The sequence below is a fragment of the Variovorax sp. WDL1 genome, from assembly GCF_001541225.1.
Taxonomy (GTDB): Bacteria; Pseudomonadota; Gammaproteobacteria; order Burkholderiales; family Burkholderiaceae_C; genus Variovorax.
In genome coordinates, this window is sequence record NZ_LMTS01000003.1 from 1 (window position 1) to 18,561 (window position 18,561).

16 protein-coding genes are annotated in these 18,561 nt (G+C 68.3%); all 16 read right to left on the reverse strand.

The window, feature by feature from the left end; all coding sequences use genetic code 11:
- Positions 1 to 78: 78 nt before the first annotated feature.
- Positions 79 to 1,926, reverse strand: a complete 1,848-nt coding sequence (locus APY03_RS00020) for a branched-chain amino acid ABC transporter ATP-binding protein/permease (RefSeq protein WP_083944066.1) — start codon at positions 1,924 to 1,926, stop codon at positions 79 to 81.
- On the reverse strand, positions 1,923 to 2,978 hold the full coding sequence (locus tag APY03_RS00025) for a branched-chain amino acid ABC transporter permease (RefSeq protein ID WP_068672691.1): 1,056 nt from the start codon (positions 2,976 to 2,978) through the stop codon (positions 1,923 to 1,925). Before APY03_RS00025 ends, APY03_RS00020 begins: the two co-directional genes overlap by 4 nt.
- Before the next feature lie 40 nt (positions 2,979 to 3,018).
- Entirely contained in the window at positions 3,019 to 4,179 is a 1,161-nt protein-coding gene (locus tag APY03_RS00030; protein ID WP_083944067.1) for an ABC transporter substrate-binding protein, read from the reverse strand.
- A 32-nt stretch (positions 4,180 to 4,211) separates the two neighbouring features.
- Positions 4,212 to 4,676: an aromatic-ring-hydroxylating dioxygenase subunit beta gene (locus tag APY03_RS00035; RefSeq protein ID WP_068672692.1), complete on the reverse strand. Its 465-nt coding sequence runs from the start codon at positions 4,674 to 4,676 to the stop codon at positions 4,212 to 4,214.
- Positions 4,673 to 5,989 carry an aromatic ring-hydroxylating dioxygenase subunit alpha gene (locus tag APY03_RS00040; RefSeq protein ID WP_068672694.1) on the reverse strand — a complete coding sequence of 439 codons (1,317 nt, stop codon included), beginning with the start codon at positions 5,987 to 5,989 and terminating at the stop codon, positions 4,673 to 4,675. Before APY03_RS00040 ends, APY03_RS00035 begins: the two co-directional genes overlap by 4 nt.
- A 38-nt stretch (positions 5,990 to 6,027) precedes the next feature.
- The gene (locus APY03_RS00045) at positions 6,028 to 7,170 is read right to left on the reverse strand and encodes an ABC transporter substrate-binding protein (protein ID WP_068672695.1); all 1,143 of its coding nucleotides are present in this window, start codon (positions 7,168 to 7,170) and stop codon (positions 6,028 to 6,030) included.
- 2 nt (positions 7,171 to 7,172) lie between these two features.
- Positions 7,173 to 8,330: an ABC transporter substrate-binding protein gene (locus tag APY03_RS00050; protein WP_068672696.1), complete on the reverse strand. Its 1,158-nt coding sequence runs from the start codon at positions 8,328 to 8,330 to the stop codon at positions 7,173 to 7,175.
- A gap of 135 nt (positions 8,331 to 8,465) precedes the next feature.
- A complete protein-coding gene (locus APY03_RS00055; protein ID WP_068672697.1) occupies positions 8,466 to 9,197 on the reverse strand; it encodes an SDR family NAD(P)-dependent oxidoreductase in 732 nt (243 codons plus the stop codon).
- A gap of 19 nt (positions 9,198 to 9,216) precedes the next feature.
- The gene (locus APY03_RS00060; protein ID WP_068672713.1) at positions 9,217 to 10,029 is read right to left on the reverse strand and encodes a cyclase family protein; all 813 of its coding nucleotides are present in this window, start codon (positions 10,027 to 10,029) and stop codon (positions 9,217 to 9,219) included.
- Positions 10,030 to 10,152: 123 nt separating this feature from the next.
- Positions 10,153 to 11,403: an SDR family NAD(P)-dependent oxidoreductase gene (locus APY03_RS00065; RefSeq protein WP_068672698.1), complete on the reverse strand. Its 1,251-nt coding sequence runs from the start codon at positions 11,401 to 11,403 to the stop codon at positions 10,153 to 10,155.
- Complete coding sequence (locus APY03_RS00070; RefSeq protein WP_068672699.1) at positions 11,400 to 12,569, reverse strand: thiolase family protein; 1,170 nt, start codon at positions 12,567 to 12,569, stop codon at positions 11,400 to 11,402. The genes APY03_RS00065 and APY03_RS00070 overlap by 4 nt, the downstream gene beginning before the upstream one ends.
- Positions 12,566 to 14,188 (reverse strand): AMP-binding protein, encoded by a 1,623-nt coding sequence (locus APY03_RS00075; protein WP_068672701.1) that lies wholly within the window; start codon positions 14,186 to 14,188, stop codon positions 12,566 to 12,568. Before APY03_RS00075 ends, APY03_RS00070 begins: the two co-directional genes overlap by 4 nt.
- Positions 14,189 to 14,195: 7 nt before the next feature.
- Positions 14,196 to 14,681, reverse strand: a complete 486-nt coding sequence (locus APY03_RS00080) for an aromatic-ring-hydroxylating dioxygenase subunit beta (protein WP_068672703.1) — start codon at positions 14,679 to 14,681, stop codon at positions 14,196 to 14,198.
- Positions 14,681 to 15,994, reverse strand: coding sequence for an aromatic ring-hydroxylating dioxygenase subunit alpha (locus tag APY03_RS00085; protein ID WP_068672705.1), 1,314 nt, complete (start codon positions 15,992 to 15,994; stop codon positions 14,681 to 14,683). Before APY03_RS00085 ends, APY03_RS00080 begins: the two co-directional genes overlap by 1 nt.
- A 21-nt stretch (positions 15,995 to 16,015) precedes the next feature.
- Positions 16,016 to 16,999, reverse strand: coding sequence for a PDR/VanB family oxidoreductase (locus APY03_RS00090; protein WP_068672708.1), 984 nt, complete (start codon positions 16,997 to 16,999; stop codon positions 16,016 to 16,018).
- A gap of 22 nt (positions 17,000 to 17,021) precedes the next feature.
- Positions 17,022 to 18,515, reverse strand: coding sequence for an indolepyruvate oxidoreductase subunit beta family protein (locus APY03_RS00095; RefSeq protein WP_068672710.1), 1,494 nt, complete (start codon positions 18,513 to 18,515; stop codon positions 17,022 to 17,024).
- Positions 18,516 to 18,561: the final 46 nt, after the last annotated feature.

Genomic DNA, 18,561 nt, shown 5'->3' on the forward strand with positions numbered 1-18,561 from the left:
AAAGAAAGTGACTCGCCCGCCGGGGCGAAATCCCGGCTCCTGCCTCAACCCAAGCGCACCGTACGAAATCAAACGACCTCATACCACGCTCCCCAGATAAGCCGCCTGCACCCTCTGATCCGCCCGCACCGCCGAAGGCACCCCCTCCACCAGCTTCGACCCGAAGTTCATCACCACCAGCCGATCCACCAGCTTCATCACGAAGTCCATGTCGTGCTCGACGATCAGGATCGTCACCCCCTCCTCGCGCAGCTTGCGCAGCAGGTCGCCCAGCGCCATCTTCTCCTTGCGACGAAGCCCGGCCGCAGGCTCGTCCAGCACCAGCAGCACCGGGTCGGCCGCGAGCGCGCGGGCGATCTCCAGGATGCGCTGCGTGCCCAGCGGCAGGCTGCCCGCGAGCTCATGCGCGCGCTCGCCCAGGCCGATGCGGTCGAGCTGGCGCTGTGCCTCCTGCAGGATCTGGCGCTCCTCGGCGCGATCCAGCCGCAGGCCGGCCTTGAGCACGCCCGCGCTCGTGCGCGCATGCGCACCCAGCGCGACGTTGTCCAGCAACGTCATGTGCGGGCGCAGCTTCACGTGCTGGAAGGTGCGCGCCAGCCCCAGCCGAGCGACCTTGCGTTGCGGCATGCCCGCGATGTCCCGGCCCAGGAAGCGCACCTGCCCGGCCGTCATCGGCGCGGTGCAGGTCAGCAGGTTGAACATGGTCGACTTGCCCGCGCCATTCGGCCCGATCAGGCCCATGATCTCGCCGGCATTCACCTCGAAGCTCACGTCGTTGACCGCCACCAGCCCGCCGAAGCGCTTGACCGCCCCCGTGACCGAGAGGATCTGCGAGCCGCGCTCGGGCAGCGTGCGATGCGGCAACGGCGCGACCGCCGGCAGCGGCTCCCGCGGCGCTTGCGCACGTGCACGCTTGTGGGTCCAGCGCCGCACGAAGCCCATCAATCCGCCGCGCGCGAAGTGCAGCAGCAGGATGAAGAGCGTCGCGAAGGCCACTGCCTCCAGTTGCCCGGCGCGCTGAGTCAGCAGCGGCAGCACGTCCTGCAGCCCGTTCTTCAGGATCAGCACCAGCGCCGAGCCGACCAGCGCGCCGGCCAGGTGCCCGAGCCCACCGGCCACCGCCATCAGCAGGTACTCGATGCTGGCGCGCACGTCGAAGGGCGAGGGGCTCACGAAGCGGTTCATGTGCGCATAGAGCCAGCCCGCAAGGCCGGCGAACAGCGCCGCTGTCACGAACAGCGTGAGCCGCACGCGGTACGCATCGGCCCCCACGCTGGCCAGCAGGATGGCGCCGCCGCGCAGGCTGCGGATCGCGCGGCCCGGCCGCGACTGCAGCAGGTTGTGGCTGAACAGCATGGCCAGTCCGACCAACGCCCAGATCAGGTAGTAGATGGCGCGCGGATCGGCCAGCGACCAGGTGCCGATGCTGAGTGCCGGAATGTTCGACAGGCCCGTGTGGCGCCCCAGCGCATCGACATTGCCGAACAGCATCGCGATCGAAAGGCCCCACGCGATGGTGGACAGCGGCAGGAAGTGCCCGCCCAGCCGCAGCGTGAGCATGCCGATCGCCAGCGCCGAGAGCCCGGTCAGGCCCAGCGCGAACACCAGCCCCAGCCAGGGCGACAGCCCCTGCGCTGTGCTCAGCCAGGCCGTCGCATACGCGGCGATGCCGACGAAGGCAGCCTGCCCGAAGGAAGTCGCCCCGCCGATGCCGGTCAGCAGCACCAGCCCGAGCGCCACCAGCGCGCCGATGCCGATGTCGTTGAGCAGCGAGACCGTGAAGTTGCCGGCGAGCAGCGGCACCAGCGCCAGCACCACGACGGCAAGGCCGATCCACAGCAGGCGCCTGGGAACGCGCCTCGTCGATGCACCTGCCGGCGTTCCGCTCACGGGGACGGCGTCTTCGGTTGTTTGCGCTGCGCTCATTGGTCCACCTCCTCTTCTTCCTCTTCCGCATGCACGCTCATGAAGGAGCGCAGCATCAGCACCGGGATCAGCAGGCTGAAGACGATCACATCCTTCAGCGCGCCGCTCCAGAAGGAGGCGAAGCTCTCGACCACGCCCACCGCCAGCGCGCCGATGGCGGTGATCGGGTAGCTCACGAGCCCGCCGATGATCGCCGCCACGAAGGCCTTGAGCCCGATGATGAAGCCCGAGTCGTAGTACATGGTGGTGACCGGCGCGATCAGCACGCCGATCAGGCCGGCCAGCAGCGAGGCGCAGCCATAGGCCAGCAGCGCCGTGCGCGCCGGCCGGATGCCGACCAGCCGTGCCCCCACGCGGTTGACCGCGGTGGCGCGCAGCGCCTTGCCGGCGATCGTGCGCTCGAACACGAGGAAGAAGAGCCCGCTGAGCACGATCGCCGCGGCCACCATCAGGATCACCTGGCCGCTCACCGTGAAGCCGTCGCCGAGCGTGATCGCCCCGCCCGCCAGCGGCTGGGTGCGCGATCCCTCGGGGCCGAAGAACAGCAGGCCCAGGCCCGACAGCAGGAAGTGCAGCGCCAGCGAGACGATCAGCAGCACCAGCACCGAGGCGTCGGCGATCGGCTGGAACACAACGCGCGAGAGCAACGGTGCGATCGGCACCACCAACAGCACCGCCGAGGCGATGTGCAGCGGCGCCGGCACGCCGGGCCGGCTCGCCAGCCATGCCAGGAGGCACGGAACGAGCGGCAACAGGCCCCAGCCCAGCAGCGCCTTGGGAATGCGCGCGCTTTCGCCGCGCCGCACCAGGCTGCCGATCTCGGTCGCCAGCGCGAGTGCGGTCAGCACCATCACCAGGCCGATGGTGGGCGGCACGCGCCCGGTTTCGAAGGCGGCCAGCGACAGCGCGGCAAAGGCCGCGACATCCCCGAAGGGCACGAAGACCACGCGCGTGACCGAGAAGATCAGCACCAGCCCCAGCCCGGCCAGAAGGTAAACGGCGCCGTTCGCCAGGCCGTCGATGCCCAGGATCAGTGCCACGTCGGGTGTCATTGAGGTGTCCTCCGCTTGCTTTCTCTGCAGCTCACCGGCATCAGTTGGCGAGCTTCCACTGGCCGTTCTCGAGCTTGACGATCACGCGTGCGCGCTGGTCCACGCCGTAGAGATCGCCCGGCTTGAAGTTGTAGACGCCGTGCGTGCCCACCACCTCCTTGGTACTGGCGATCGCGTCGCGCAGTGACAGCCTGAACTCCGGCGTGCCCGGCTCGCCCTTGGCGCGCGCCGCCGCGTTGGTGAACACCAGCCAGCCGTCGAAGGAGTAGGCCGAGAAGGCGTCGCTGGTGGGTGCGTTGTTGACTTTCTGGAAGGCGGCGCGGAAGTCCATCGCGATCTTCTTGGTCGGATAGTCGTTCGGCAGCTGCTCGGCCACGATCACCGGCCCGGTGGGCATCAGCGCGCCCTGCCCGGCCGCGCCCACCACGCGCACGAAGTCGGGGTTGATCAGGCCGTGCTGGCCATACATCGGCCCCTTGAAGCCGCGCTCGCTCAGCGCCAGGAAGGGCAGCGCACCCGGCGTGCCGGCGCCGCCGGTCATCACCGCATCCGGCTTCATCGCCAGCAGCTTGAGCACCTGGCCGGTGACGGACGCGTCGGCCCGCGCATAGCGCTCGTTGCCCAGCACCTTGATGCCGGCCGCCGGGGCCGACTTCATCAGCGCGTTGTAGACCAGGTCCCCCCAGGCGTCGGAGAAGCCGATGTAGCCCACGGTCTTGACGCCGTCCTTCTTCATGCGCTCGACCACCGCATCGATCATCAGCTGCGTGGGCTGCGCGACGGTGAAGACCCAGCCGTTCTCCGCCGGGTCGAGCTGGATCGGCGTGAGGCCGATCATCGGCACCTTGGCGTCGCGGCCCACCTGCGCCATCGCGATCGCGGCCGGCACGCCGGAGGTGCCCATCAGCACATCGACCTTCTCCTCGTCCACCAGCTTGCGCGCATTGCGGCCGGCGGCGGTCGGGTCGGAACCGTCGTCGAGCACGATCAGCTGGATCTTGCGGCCGTTGACCTCGCCCTTGTAGGCCAGCGCGGCCTGCATGCCCTTGGCGTACGGAACGCCCAGCGAGGAGTTCGGACCGGACAGCGAGACGCTCAGCCCCACCTTGAGATCGGCAGCGAAGGCGGCGATCGCGGATCCGGCGGCCAGGGCCGTGGCCAGCGCGTTGCGCGCCAGGGTCTTCATCAAGCTCTTCGTCATGTCGTGGCTCCTCGAGGGGTAGGTGGGATGGGTCAGATGAACAACTGGATGGCGGGCAACGCGCGGGCAGCGTTGAGCAGGTCGATGCGCTTCTGGCGGATCAGGAAACTCTCGCCGTGCCGCACCAGCAGGTGGCGGCAGGTGCCGGCGAGCATCCATTGCTCTTCGCCGCGCGCTTCCACATAGATGAAGGGCGTTGCGAGCGCGAGGCCGGCCTCGTCGTCCTGCTCGATGACCGGGCGCTGCAGCACATGCTGGCAATGGCTTCGGGGATGCTGCGAGTGGGCGCGCGGGTTCTTCAGGCGCTCGATGCGCAGCTGAAGCAGCAGCCGGTCTTCATACGCGATGGAGTTGTGCGAGAGCGGATCGGCCTGCGCGGCACCCTGCAACGGCACCCAGTAATGGCCGTCCTCGGCGAAGAGCGCCAGCCAGTCGTCGAAGCGGCCGGCATCGAGCAAGCCCGCCTCGTGCGCGACGAAGTCCTGCGCTTGCGTCATGCCGAAGGCTCCGTCATGAATCTGGCCCAGGCGCGGAATTGGTTGCGCATCAGCAGCTCGTTGGTGCCGTTGGTGCTGATCGTGTCCTGCGCGAGCTCGGCCGGATCGAAATTGCGATGCAGGCTGATCCAGTCGTTGCCCTCGGCCGCCAGGCCGCGCTGCATGCTCTCGAACAGGTGCACGTCGTCGTGCGCCACCACCGACATGGGCGAGAAGACCAGGCGGTTGTAGGTCATCGCACGCTCGAAGAGCAGATCGGGTGCGCCGGCTGCGCGGAAGCTCCAGGCCTCGACCAGCGTGCGGTTCGCGGCCAGCGGACGTATCACCCGGATAGCTTGAGGCGAACCCTTGACGGAGAGGCTGGGGAAGAGCACCGAGTTCTGCGGCGAGCGCTGCAGGATCTCCATCGCCCGCTCGGCGCCGTGCGCCTCGCGCATCGCGGCCTCGTAATCGGGCAGCTGCGCGTAGTTCGAGTGGATGCTGAAGTTGATGCCCAGCACGCTGTGGCCGTTCGCGAACACGCGCCCGCCCATCTTGTCGAAGAAATCGTAGCCCGAGCCGAAGGGCAGGATCTGCTCCATCGCCATCGGCTTGGGCTCATCCGGCGAGCGGCCCTGCCACAGCGCATCCGCCGCCTGCGTGGCCGACTCGTGCGTGGACATCGGATGCACCGTGTCGTTGATGTTCTCGAGGTACATCTTCCAGTTGCAATGGATGATGTTGCGCAGCACGCCGCCGCCCACCGTGAGCCGGCCCTCGGGCGAGCGCTCGACCATGTTGTCGATGGCGCGCAGCACCTCGCCGAAGTACTCCTCGAAGCCCGGGCCCCGGTCGGCGAGCCGCACGAACACGAAGTCGCGGTAGACCGCCGTGTTCTTCAGCTCGACCAGGCCGCGGCCCGATTCGCATTCCTTCAAGCGGGTGCCCTCGTAGCCGGACTTCAGCGGGATCGCCAGCGGCGCGCCGTCGAGCTTGTAGGTCCAGGCGTGATAAGGGCAGCGGAAGAACTTGCCGGCATTGCCGCTCTCGTCCGTCACCAGCCGGCTGCCCTTGTGGGCGCAGCGGTTGTAGAACACGCGCACCGCCCCGTCGGCCTGACGCACCATCATCACTGGGCGGCCGGCGAGCTCCAGCGCCCAGTAGTCGCCCGTGTTCGGCACCTGGCTCGCGTGCCCCACGTAGAGCCAGGTGTTGGCGAAGAAGCGCTCCTGCTCCAGCGCGAACAGCTCCTCGCTCAGGTACAGATCGCGGTGCACGCGGTCCTCCTGGACCAGGGCACGGATGGCGTCGGGTCGGTCGCGGTAGCTGTTCATGGCAGGGGCGCCTTGCGTCGCGTCAGGGCGTCAGGGCGTCAGGGCACCAGCTTCCACTGGCCCTTTTCCATGCGCACCACCACCACGGCGCGCTGGTCGGAGCCATAGCGGTTGTCGGGCTTGAAGTTATAGACGCCGTGCGTGCCCACCAGCTCCTTGGTGCTCACGATGGCATCGCGCAGCGCCGTGCGGTAGGCCGGCGTGCCGGGCTCGCCCTTGGCGCGCGCGGCGGCATCGGCCAGCAGCAGGTAGGCGTCATAGGTGTAGGAGGAGAAGGCGTCCGTCGGCACCGCGCCGTGCACCTTCTGGTAGGCGCTGCGGAAGTTCATCGACACCTTCTTGATCGGGTTGCCTGCAGGCAGCTGGTCGGCCACCAGCACGGGGCCGCTGGGCACCTGCAGGCCCTCGATCGACGCGCCGCCCACGCGCACGAAGTCGGCATTGATCAGCCCGTGCGTGCCGTAGAGCCGGCCCTTGTAGCCGCGCTCCGCGAGGCCCAGGTAGGGGAGCGCACCGGGCGTGCCGGAGTTGCCTGCAAAGACGGCGTCGGGCCGGCTCGCGACGATCTTCAGCACCTGGCCAGTGACCGCGGAGTCGGTGCGTGCATAACGCTCGTTGGCCACCACCTTGATGCCCGCGGCGTCGGCGCTCTTCACCAGCGAGTCGTAGGCCAGATCGCCCAGGGCATCGGAGAAGCCGATGAAGGCCACCGTCTTCACGCCCGACTTCTTCATTTGCTCGACCACGCCCGCCACCATCAGCGGGAAGGGCTGCGAGACCGTCACCGTCCAAGCGCCCTCGGGGCCCGGAATGGTGACCGGCGTGGGCGAGATCAGCGGCGTGTTGAGCTCGCGCGCCACGGCCGCGATGGCCATCGCGTTCGGAACGCCCGAGCTGCCGATCAGCACGTCCACCTTGTCCTCGGTCACGAGCTTGCGCGCGTTGCGCCCGGCGGTGGTGGGGTCGGAGGCATCGTCGAGCACGATCAGCTCGACCTTGTGGCCGGCCAGCGTCGGATGCTCGGCAATCGCGGCGCGGATGCCCTTCTCATAGGGAATGCCCAGCGCCGAGACGGGCCCCGACAGCGAGCTGATGAAGCCGATCTTCAGATCGGCCGCCGTGGCCTGCGCGGCCGCCAGGGCAATGGCCGTGAGGCCGATGAGACGTGCGATGTTCTTCATGTTCAGGGCACCAGTTTCCATTGACCTTTTTCGAGCTTCACAACCACGCGCGAGCGCTCGTCCGAGCCATAGCGGTTGTCCGGCTTGAAGTTGTAGACGCTGTGCGTGCCCACCAGCTCCTTGGTGCTGACGATCGCGTCGCGCAGTGCCACGCGGTATGCCGGCGTGCCGGGCTCGCCCTTGGCGCGCTGTGCGGCATCGAGGAACAGCAGCCATGCGTCGAAGGTGTACGCGGAGAAGGCATCGGTGGGTGCCGCGCCGTTGGCCTTCTGGTAGGCCGCGCGGAAGTCCATCGAGGCTTTGCGGATCGGGTTGGAGTCGGGCAGCTGCTCGGCCACGATCACAGGGCCGGTGGGAGCCAGCAGGCCTTCGACCGCAGTGCCGCCCACGCGCACGAAATCAGGGTTGATCAGCGCATGCATGCCGTAGATCTGGCCCTTGTAGCCGCGCTCCGAGAGCGCGAGGTAGGGCAGCGCGCCAGGAGTGCCTGAGGTGCCGGTGATCACCGCGTCGGGACGCAGCGCGACGATCTTCAGCACCTGGCCGGTGACCGAGGCATCGGCGCGCGCATAGCGCTCGTTGCTCACCACCTTGATGCCGGCCGCCGGCGCGCTTTTGGTGAGCGCGTCGTAGACCAGGTCGCCCCAGGCGTCGGAAAAGCCGATGTAGCCCACGGTCTTCACGCCGGACTTCTTCATCTGCTCGACCACCGCGTTCAGCATCAGCGGCGCGGGCTGCGGCAGCGTGACCATCCACGCGCCCTCCTCGCCCGGCAGGTTGGCGTTGGCGATCGAAATCAGCGGCGTCTTGGTCTCGCGCGCCACCGCGGCGATGGCCAGCGCGCCGGGGGAGCCGGCCGTTCCGATGATGACGTCGACCTTGTCCTCGTCGATCATCTTGCGCGCGTTGCGCGCGGCGGTCGACGGATCGGAGGCGTCGTCGAGCTGCACCAGCTGGATCTTGCGGCCGTTCAACTCGGACTTGTAGGCCAGCGCGGCCTTCATGCCCTTGTCGTAGGGAATGCCCAGCGAGGACACCGGCCCCGACAGCGAGGTGATGAATCCGACCTTGTAGTCGGCGGCCCATGCACTCGCGGCGCTCAGCGCGCCGATGCCGAGGACGATGCCCGCCAGGGTGCGGATGGGGTTTGGAACTCTCATGACGATCCTCCGGAAGTTGAAGTGGGCCTGAAGATGATTTGTGAAATGTTTAGACCTAAACAATGCTAGCGAGGCGACGGCGCAATGACAAGGGAGACAACGAGGGTTTCGGGTAAACGAGCGCCCAACGCACCGCTACAGGGCCAGGCTGCCCACGCTGGTGCCGCCGCACACATAGAGCACCTGGCCGGTGACGAAGCCGTTGGCCGGGTCGACGAAGAAACGCACGGCCCGTGCCACATCGGCCGCCTCGCCGAGGCGCTGCACCGGCACCGAGGCGGCGAGCTGGCGCTCCTTCTCGCTGCCTGCTTCCACCACGTCGTAGAACATGTCCGTGCGGATCGGCCCCGGCGCCACCACGTTCACGGTGATGCCCTCGGCCGCCAGCTCGAGCGCCCACGTGCGTGCCATGCCCAGCATGCCGGCCTTGGTGGCCGAGTAGCTCGTTCGCGTGGCCAGGCCCACGGCGGCACGCGAGGACATGAGCACGATGCGGCCGAAGCGCTCGGCACGCATCGCAGGCAGCGCGGCCTGCACCAGCTGGATCGCACAGCCGAGATGCAGCTCGACCAGCGCGTCGAGATCCTCGAGCTGGACCTCGGGCAAGAGCGCCGGCCGGATCACGCCTGCGTTGTGCACGACAGTCCTGACTTCGAAGCGCCGTGCCATCTCCTGCGCGGCCTGCGCGGTGGCGGCACGGTCCATCAGGTCGACCTCGATGCTGACGAGCTTGGGATGGTTGATCTCGCAGCGGCGCCGCGCCAGCGACACCACCTCGTAGCCTTGCGCGAGCAGGTCCGCGCAGATCGCCTTGCCGATGCCGGCGCTGCCGCCGGTCACGGCGGCGACGGGATGCGTGAGGTTCATCGTGGTCTCCTTTTACGGCTCAAGCAGCATCTCCCACCAGCGCCAGCACGCGCAGCGGGCTGCCGCTGCCCTTCTCGATCTTGAGGGGCGGGCAGATCAGCACCGCACCGGTCGGCGGCAGCAGGTCGAGGTTGCTCAGGCACTGCAGGCCATAGCGGCCCGCGCCGTGCATGAAGTAGTGGCAGGGATAGGGCGGCCGCAGGTGGTAGCCCTGGCCCGCATCCGTGCCGATGGCCTCGGAGCCGAAGCCCAGCACGTCGCGCTGCTCGACCATGAAGCGCACCGCCTCCGTGCTCGGGCCCGGCGTGTGCTGGCCGGTCTCGTCGAAGTTCTGGTAGGCCTCGGGGTCCTGCCGCTTCGACCAGTCGGTTCGCATGAGCACCCAGGCGCCTTTCGGGATGCGGCCGTGCTTCGCCTCGAAGCGCTCGATGTCTTCCACCGTCATCAGGTAGTCGGGGTCGGCCTTCACCTGCTCCGAGCAATCGATCACCCAGGCCGGCGCCACGAAGTGCTGCACGGGAATGGTGTCGACCGAGTTGTTCGGCAGGTCGCGGCCCGAGATCCAGTGGATGGGCGCGTCGAAGTGCGTGCCCGTGTGCTCGCCGCACGAAAAGTTGTTCCAGTACCAGCCGGGCCCGCGCTCGTCGTACTTCGACACCTCCTCGATGCGGAAGGGCCAGCACTGGCCCATCTCGGGCGGCAGCGCGATCTGCGGGAACTCGGGCGTCAGCGTCTGCGTGAGGTCGACCACGCGGATGCGCCCCGTGGTCAGGGCGCCGACCAGGCCGCCGAGGATCTCGGCGGTGGACATCAGATCATCTGTCATCGTCATGTTGTGCTCCGATCTCTTTTCCAGGAACCACCGCGGAATCGGCTTTGCCGGGCCGCTGGTGTTGCCCCCGGTGAGGGGGTTGGCGGCCACACGCAGTGGGCAAGCATGGGGGAGAGCTTCACTTCATCCTCCTGCTGCGAGCTCGCGCTCCAGCACCTTGGGGTTGTCGCGCCAGCGCTCCAGCCATTCCTGCGCCACGTCGCCCGGGTACACGTCCTCGAGCCCTTCGCGCAGCGCCTTGACGATCGCATTGGCGAGCGCGCTCGGCGTCACCTTCGGCGGCGGCATGTGCTGGTTCCATTCGTCGTCGATCGGCCCCGGGAACACGTTGACCACGCGGATGCCGGCCGGCCGCATCTCGGCGCGCAGGCATTGCGCCAGTGAATATGCCGCCGCCTTCGAGGCGCTGAAGGTGCCGTGCGGGGGGAAGTTCGCGAGCGCATAGATCGACAGCAGGTTGACCCAGGCCGTGGCGCTGGTCACGCCATCGGCCGAGCGGCCCTTGAGCGCCGGCCCGAACTCCTGTGCGAGCCGCAGCAGGCCGAAGTAGTTGATGTCCATCTCGGCCTTGGCCACGTCAGTGCCACGGCGCGCGCCGATGCCGAAGGTGCGGTGCACCTCGGCGTTGTTGATCACGATGTCGACCTTGCCGCCGATCTCGCCGGCCAGCTCGCTGACCGAGCGGCCGTTGGTCAGGTCCAGCGGCACCAGCGTCACCTGCGGCAGGGCCGTGATGTCTTCCAGACCGCCCAGCTTCTTCCAGGGCTCGGCATGGCCGACCCAGACGATGTCGGCGCCGGCCTTCACCAGGGCACGCACGATGGCCTGGCCCACTTCGGTCTTGCCGTCGGTGACCAGGGCCTTGCGGAATTTCGGGTCGCTGGTCATCTCGCGCAGCATCTTGTCGTCGGCCATATGGGCACTCCCTTCGTTCGGAAATCCAATGAGGACGGCCTGCCCCGCCCGGTCCAGGCGCGCGCCCACGCGCACCCGCGCCGGCGCATCGCCGACCTCGCCGTGCAAATGGACCATCAGCGTCGGGCCGGTGTCGAGGTGCACCAGCCCCAGGCGCCAGGGCAGGCGCTCGCGGAAGAACAGGTCGTTGCTGTGATGCAGCGTGGTGGTGCTGATGAGCTCGCCTTCGCCGGTCTGCTCGCGCCAGTGCAGGCGCGGCGACAGGCACTTGTGGCAAGCCTCGCGCGGCGGGTACTGCACCGTGCCGCAGTCCTTGCAGGTCTGCAGCTCGAAGCGCCCTTCGGCAGCGGCAGCGGTCATGCCCAGCGCGACGCGGCCGCGGGAACCCGGCGGCAGGTTCATCTGCCGCGTGCGCAGGATGGGGTTCTTGCGCTTGGGGCGCATCAGGGGCATGGTCATGACGGTCTTCCGAGGATGACCGCGCCGGTGCACAGGCAGCGGTCGTAGGTGACCATGCCGAAGCCCGCGACCAGGCCCAGCTTCGCATCGGGCACTGCGCGGGGCCCGGCCGCATCGGTGAGCTGGCGGATCGCCTCCACCATGCCCAGGAAGCCGCCGGCCGCGCCGGCCTGCCCGGCCGAGAGCTGTCCGCCGCTGGTGTTGTTGGGAAAGCTGCCGTCGAAGGTCATCGTGCTCGCGCGCACGAACTCCGGGCCCTCGCCCTTCTCGCAGAAGCCCAGGTCCTCGAACTGCATCATCACGATCACCGGGTAGTCGTCGTAGGTCTGGACGAAGTCCAGTTCGGCCGGCTTCACGCCGGCCTGTGCATAAAGCTCGTCGCGATCCTTGCGCCAGCCGCCCTGCACCATCACCGGGTCTTCGGCATAGGCGTTGTGGCGCTCGATGGCGCCGCGGATCACGGCATGCGGCAGGCCGAGGTCGCGGGCGCGCGCCTCGCTCATCACGAGGAAGGCATCGGCACCCGCGCAGGGCATCACGCAATCGAACAGGTGGATCGGGTCGGAGATGGGCCGCGCATCCATGTATTCGTCCAGCGTCAGCGGCTTCTTGAACATCGCGTTCGGGTTGCCCAGCGCGTTGGTACGCTGGTCCACCGCGATGCGGCCGAAGTCCTCGCGCTTCGCGCCGTAGGTACGCATGTAGTTGGCGGTGATCATCGCGAAGATGGAGTTCGGCCCGCCCGAGCCGTAGGGGTAGCTCGCATCGCGCGCGAAGTTGCTGAAGCTGCCCAGGGTCTGGCGGAAGGAGTCGACGTGGTTGGTGTCGGCACCCACGCAGGCAACGATGTCGGCGTCGCCTGCCTGCACCGCACGGGCGGCGCGGCGCAGGCACATCACGCCCGAGGCGCCGCCGGTGGGCATGTGGTCCAGCCATCGCGGCGACAGGCCCAGGTGCTGCGTCACGCCGACGGCCGTGTCGGGAGCCAGCGAGAAGCTGCTGAGGCTCAGGCCATCGATGTCTTCCTTGGCAACGCCGCTGGCCTTGACCAGCGCCTCCAGCGCCTGGCCGATGAACCAGTGCGCGCTGCGCGCGGAATAGCGTGCATAGGGCACGGTGACGGGGACCGCCACGGCAACCCCCTCGTAGGAAAGGCGCTTGCTCATGCTTGCCTTTTCTTCATCGCCCGCGTGTCGACGCAATGCGGCTGGCCGGGCAGCGCCTGGGCCAGTTCACGCAGTTGCCCGCGCTGGATCTTCTGCGAGGCGGTGAGCGGCAACGCATCGACGAAGGCGACATAGCCCGGCGCCTTGTAGTAGGCGAGCTGCGCCAACGCATGTTCGACGATGCTGCCGGCGATGCGCTCGCGCTCCGAGGCATTCACGCCATCGCGCAACACGATGCAGGCCAGCACCTCGTCGCCACGCACCGCGTCGGGCGTCGCGGCCACGGCCGAGGTCTTCACCGCCGGGTGCTGGTTCAGCACGCTCTCGACTTCCACCGCCGAGATGTTCTCGCCGCTGCGGCGGATCACGTTCTTCTTGCGGTCGACGAAGAAGAAGTTGCCTTCCGCATCGCGCCGCACCAGGTCGCCGGTATGGAACCAACCGCCGGCCCAGGCCTCGCGCGTGGCGTCCTCGTCCTTCAGGTAGCCGGAGAAGAAGTAGCGCCGGGGGTCGGTGCCGCTGGAGCGCACCAGCAGCTCGCCGGGCGTATCGGCGGGCACGTCGCGGCCTTCATCGTCCAGCAGCCGGACCTCGACGTAGTCCTGCTGGCGGCCGAAGCAGCTCGTGCCCACCTGGCGCGGCTCGCGGTTGGCCATGATGCAGGCCCCGGCACCGGTCTCGGTCATGGCCCAGGCCTCGACCAGCGGGAAGCCGAAACGGGCTTCGAAAGGTGCGTGGTTCTTGCGGTCCACGCCGGCGCCGAAGCCCCAGCGGATCGCATGGTCCTTGTCGGCCGCCGATTCGGGTGCGGCCAGCAGCATCGCCGGCATCACGCCCAGGTAGTGGACGATGGTGGCACGGCTCTCGCGCGCGCTCGCCAGCCAGCTCTTCGGATGGAAGCGGTCCAGCTGCACCAGGCAGCCGCCCGCCACCAGCACCACCATGGTCGAGAACGCCATCGCGTTCATGTGGTTGAGCGGCAGCGGCGTGATCACGCGCTCGGCATCGGGGCGGACGGCACACACGCCGTCGAGTGCGGCGTACCACTCGCCCGCACGCAGGAAGTAGGCATTGCCCAGGATGCAGCCCTTGGGCCGGCCGGTGGTGCCGGAGGTGTAGAGCAAGGCGCATTCGGTGTCGAGGCCTATCGCTTCGTGAGGCCGCGGCGGCGCAGTGCCTGCCGGCGGGACCACGTCGTCCGGCTGCATGGTCTGGAACGCAACGCCGGCCTGTGCCGCCGCGGCACGCAGGTCGGCCGCGCGCTCGGGCAAGGTCACGGCCAGGCCGATCTCGCTGTGGCCGATCAGGTAGGCCAGCTCTGCAGAGCGCATGTCGGCATTGATCGGCACCACGCTCGCGCCCAGCGCGTTGAGCGCGAACCAGTGCAGCAGGAACGCCGGCCGGTTCTCCAGCAGCAAGCCGACGCGATGCCCATGGCCCCAGCCGGCGGCCGAGTAGGCCCGGCGCAGGCGTTCGACCTCGGCGGCGGCCTCGCCCCAGCGGATGGCGCCGGGCGCGATGCCGTAGGCCTCGGCAGTCACCGACTCGGTGAACAGGAACTCCGCATCCGGCGTGCGCACCGCGGTGGCTGCGAAGCATTGGTGGACCGTCGTGTACATCGCGTCTCTAGATGAAGAGCTGCACCGCCGGAAGCGCCGCGTCGCAGTTGAGCAGGTTCACGCGCTTGAGCGTCATGCGCAGCTTGCCGTCCACCTGCATCAGGTGGTGGAAGAATGTTCCGACGTAGAACTGCAGTTCGTCGCCCTGCGATTCGGTGTAATGGAACTCGGTGCGCACCACGAAGGCATTTCCCACGTCGTCGAACACCTCGACCGTGGGCGTCTGCAGCAGGTGATGGCAGCGGCTCGGCGGCAGCTGCGAGAAGGCGCGCGGGCTCTTCAGGCGCTCGATGCGCAGGTCGCGCAGGAGCTTGTCCTCATAGAGGTGCGAACAGTGGTTGAGTCCGTCCTCCTGGTCCGGTATCGCCGGCACCCAGTAGTACGCATCGTCGGAAAAGAGCGCATTCCACTCCTCGTACCGCCTGGCATCGAGCAGGCGGCACTCGTGCACGACGAAGTCGATCAGGTCCTGGCGCGTGACGGTGCTGCTCATCACATGGTCTCCGTCATGTAGCGGGCCCAGCTGCGGTACTGATTGCGCATCGGCAGCTCGTTGGTGCCGCCGGTGGTGATCTCGCCGCCCTTGAGCTCCTCGGGGTCGTAGTTGCGGTGCAGGCTGACCCATTCGTTGCCGCTCGCGTGCAGGCCGGCCTGCATGCCGCGGTAGGCCTGCAGGTCGTCGTGGCCGACCACCGAGAAGGGCGAGTTGATCAGCCGGTTGTACATGGCGGTGCGCTGCAGCAGCTCGGGCGGCGCGCCCTTCAGGCGGAAGGTCCAGCTCTCGATCAGCGTCTTGTCCGCGGCAATGGGCTTGACCACGCGGATCGCCTGGATCGCGCCCTTGATCGTGAGATTGGGGTAGTACACCGTGTTGTGGCGTGCCATGCCGAGGATCTGCGCGGTGCGCTCCTCGCCGTACCTCGACTTCATCGCATCGTCGTACTCGGGGATCGACTTGTACTTGCTGTGGATGCTGAAGTGCACGCCGGTGAAGCTGTGGCCGTTGTCGTAGGTCCGGATGCCCATGTCCTCGAAGAACTTGTAGTCCGACATGAAGGGCACGAACTGCTCGATCGCCATGGGCTTGGGCTCGTCGGCCGGCTTGTCGGCCCACATGCGCTTGGCGGTGCCGGCCGAGGACTCGTGCGCCACCATCGGATGCATCGTGTCGTTGAGGTTCTCGACGAACATCTTCCAATTGCACTGGTGCATGAAGCGCAGGCAGCCGCCGGCGATCTCCAGCTCGCCTTCGGGCGAGCGGTCGGCCATGTTGTCGATGGAGCTCAGCGAGTCGCCGAAGTACTCTTCGAAGTCGGGACCGGCGTCGTTGATCTTGACGAAGATGAAGCCGCGGTGGCTGCGCACGTTGCGGACGGCGGTCAGTCCCTTGGCCGACTCGCATTCGTGCAGCTGCGTGCCCTCGTAGCCGTTCTTCAGCGGAATCGCGAGCAACGAGCCGTCGGTCTTGAAGGTCCAGGCGTGATAGGGACAGCGGAAGAACTTGCCGGTGTTGCCGCAGGGCGCGCTCACCAGGCGCGAGCCCTTGTGGGCGCAGCGGTTCATCATCGCGCGTACTGTGCCATCGGTGTGGCGCACCACGATGAGCGGGCGGCCGCCGATCTCGTTGCTGATGTAGTCGCCAGGCTTGGGCAACTGGCTCTCATGGCCGACGTAGTTCCAGGTGTTGGCGAAGAAGTGCTCCTGCTCGAGCTCGAACAGCTCCTGGCTGATGTAGAGGTCGCGGTGCACCTTGTCGTTCTGCACCAGGGCGCGAACGGCGTCGGGCTTGTCTCGGTAGGAATTCATCGTCGTGCTCTCCTTCAGGCCTTAGATGTCCAGCACCAGCCGCGGCCCCTTGGCGCGCGAGATGCAGATCTGCATGACGTTGCCCTCGGCTTTCTCGCGCGCGCTCAGCACATAGTCGCGATGGTCGATCTCGCCTTCCAGCACCGGCGTCGCGCACACGCCGCATTCGCCGCGCTTGCAGTCGTACAGCGGATCGCAGCCATGCTCGATCAGGCAGTCGAGGATGCTCTGATCCGCGGGCACCGTAAAGCGCTGGCCGGATTGGGCGAGCTCCACCTCGATGGGCTGGTCGCCTGCCTCGGCGACCGACGTTGTGAAGAGTTCGAAGTGCACGCGGTCGTGCGCCCAGCCGCGCGCCTGGGTGCGGGCCAGCACGGCATCGAGCATGACCTTGGGGCCGCAGACGTAGAGCCGGTCGCCGGCGGGCACCTGGTCGAGCACCGCGTCGATGTCCAGCGGGCCTCCGGCGTCGACGTCGGCGTGCACGCGCAGGTCGTCGCCCAGCAGCGCGTGCAGCTCGGGCAGGAAGGCCATCAGCTCGCGGCTGCGGCCGGCATAGTGCAGGCGGACGGGCTCGCCTTCGGCGCGCCGGCGTGCGGCCATGCTGGCGAGCGGGGTGATGCCGATGCCGCCTGCGACCAGCACCGTGCCGCCGGGCCCGGTGTGCAGCGGGAAGTCGTTCTTCGGCGGCTCGACGGTGAGCAGGTCTCCCTGCTTCAGCCGCTCATGCATGAAGCGCGAGCCACCGCGGCCTTCGTCCTCCTTGCGCACGGCGATCACGTAGCGGGTGGGCGCGTTCGTTGCATTGCGCTCTGTCGCGAAGTTGATCAGCGAGTAGTGGCGCCAGTCCTTCGCACCATCTGGCAGCTCGACCTGCACCCGGACATGGGCGCCGGCGCTGTAGCCAGGCAGCGCACGGTTGTCGTCGGCGCACAGCACGAACATGCGGATCAGCGGGTTCAGCTCGCAGGCCTCGGCGACGCGCAGTTGAAGTGTGGGGGTCATGCGTGTCTCTCTGGTTCTCTGGTCAAGCCAGCGCGTGCCGCGACAGCGCCGCATGCAATTGCTGGCCCTGTTCATCGGCCAGCGCAGCATCGCGCAGCTCTCGCAACGTGGCCGGCGCCATGCGGGCGCCTGCGCGCTGGAAGGCGGCCATCAGCGTGTCGTAGTTGCGCAGGCCGCGCTCGTGCGTGTCGCTGTAGCCCTTGACCAGACGCTGGCACTGCGCGAGCTCGACCGCCAGTTCGGGATGCTGCGCGGCGGTGCCGGCGATGCGCTGCAGCCATTCCTCGATGCGGCGGCTCTCCTCGGCATAGCGGATGGTGCTGCGGCGCCAGCGCTTCGTGGCGGCGACAGCGGAGAGCATCAGGAAGCCGCTCAGCGAGCTGGTGCGGATCACGCGGCCCTTGCGGGTCATACGCTCCACCAGGCGGCGCGGCCAGCCGGAGCCCATCAGCCACCGGCCGAGGCCGCCGGGCAGGGTCTCGCAGATCTCCTGCAGGCGCGGATGCATGTACTCGTTGATCGCGAGCAACTGCCCTTCCTGCACGCCGGCTTCGCCGCGAACGCGTTCGAAGCGCGAGGCGCGGGTCTTGAGCGCCGCGACGCGGGCCGTGTCCTCGTAGGACATCCACAGCGCCAGGTGGCGGGCGGTCTCGCGCTGCAGGCGATGGTCCTCGCCCGCCGGCAGCGCGGCAATTGCGGCCAGGCGGTCGAGATAGAGGCCGGCGTAGTCCGGGTCCTGGTAGTCGATCAGCCGCCGCACGCCCTCGAACAGCACGGGATGCAGCGCCGGTGCGAAGTCGCGCTGCACGCGTTCCACCAGGGCGCGCACTGCGGGGTGGCTGGGCTTCGGCACGGCAGCGGACGCCGGCACCGGCTTCTCATCCTCTGCGGCGCCCTGAGCTCGTGCGAAGCCTGTGCCGAAGGCCCTCAGGCTGGGCTTCACGCCCACGCCGCCGCGCTCGATGGTGGCTTCGAACTGTGCCCGGCTGAAAGGCAGAACCCCGGAGCCGGCCAGCGCACCGAAGAGCACGGCGCTGATGACGCTGCCCGCAGCCTCGGCGGCCTGCGCCATGTCGAAGCGGATGAAGCGCTTGGCGGCCTGATCGGCGTGCGACAACAGCTCGGCGCTGTCGACCCGCCCGTCGCCCATCGCGCTCTTCTCGGCAATGGAGTACACGCGGTGGGTGGAGGCGATCAGCGTGCTGCGGTCCCTGGTCACCAGCCCGCGCTGCACGGCGCGGCCGGCTTCCATCAACTCCGAGGCGAGCACCACGTCCACGTCGCCCGGCAGCGGCATCAGCGCCAGCACGGGCCGGCCGCCATCGGCCTGGGCCTGCGCCTCGGGGTAGAGCTCGACGTAGTAGATCGTCGCGCCGGTGCGCTGGGCCACGCCGGGCACCGAGGTGGTCTGCGCGACGTATCCGTTGGCCTCGCCCATGTCGACGATCCAGTCGGCCAGCACGCCGCCGCCCTCGCCGCCCATGGCAAGGATCGCGATCTTGATGGGTTGTGTCATGGCTCGCCTACCGGGGGCGACACCAGCGGCCCGGCAAAGCCGGTTC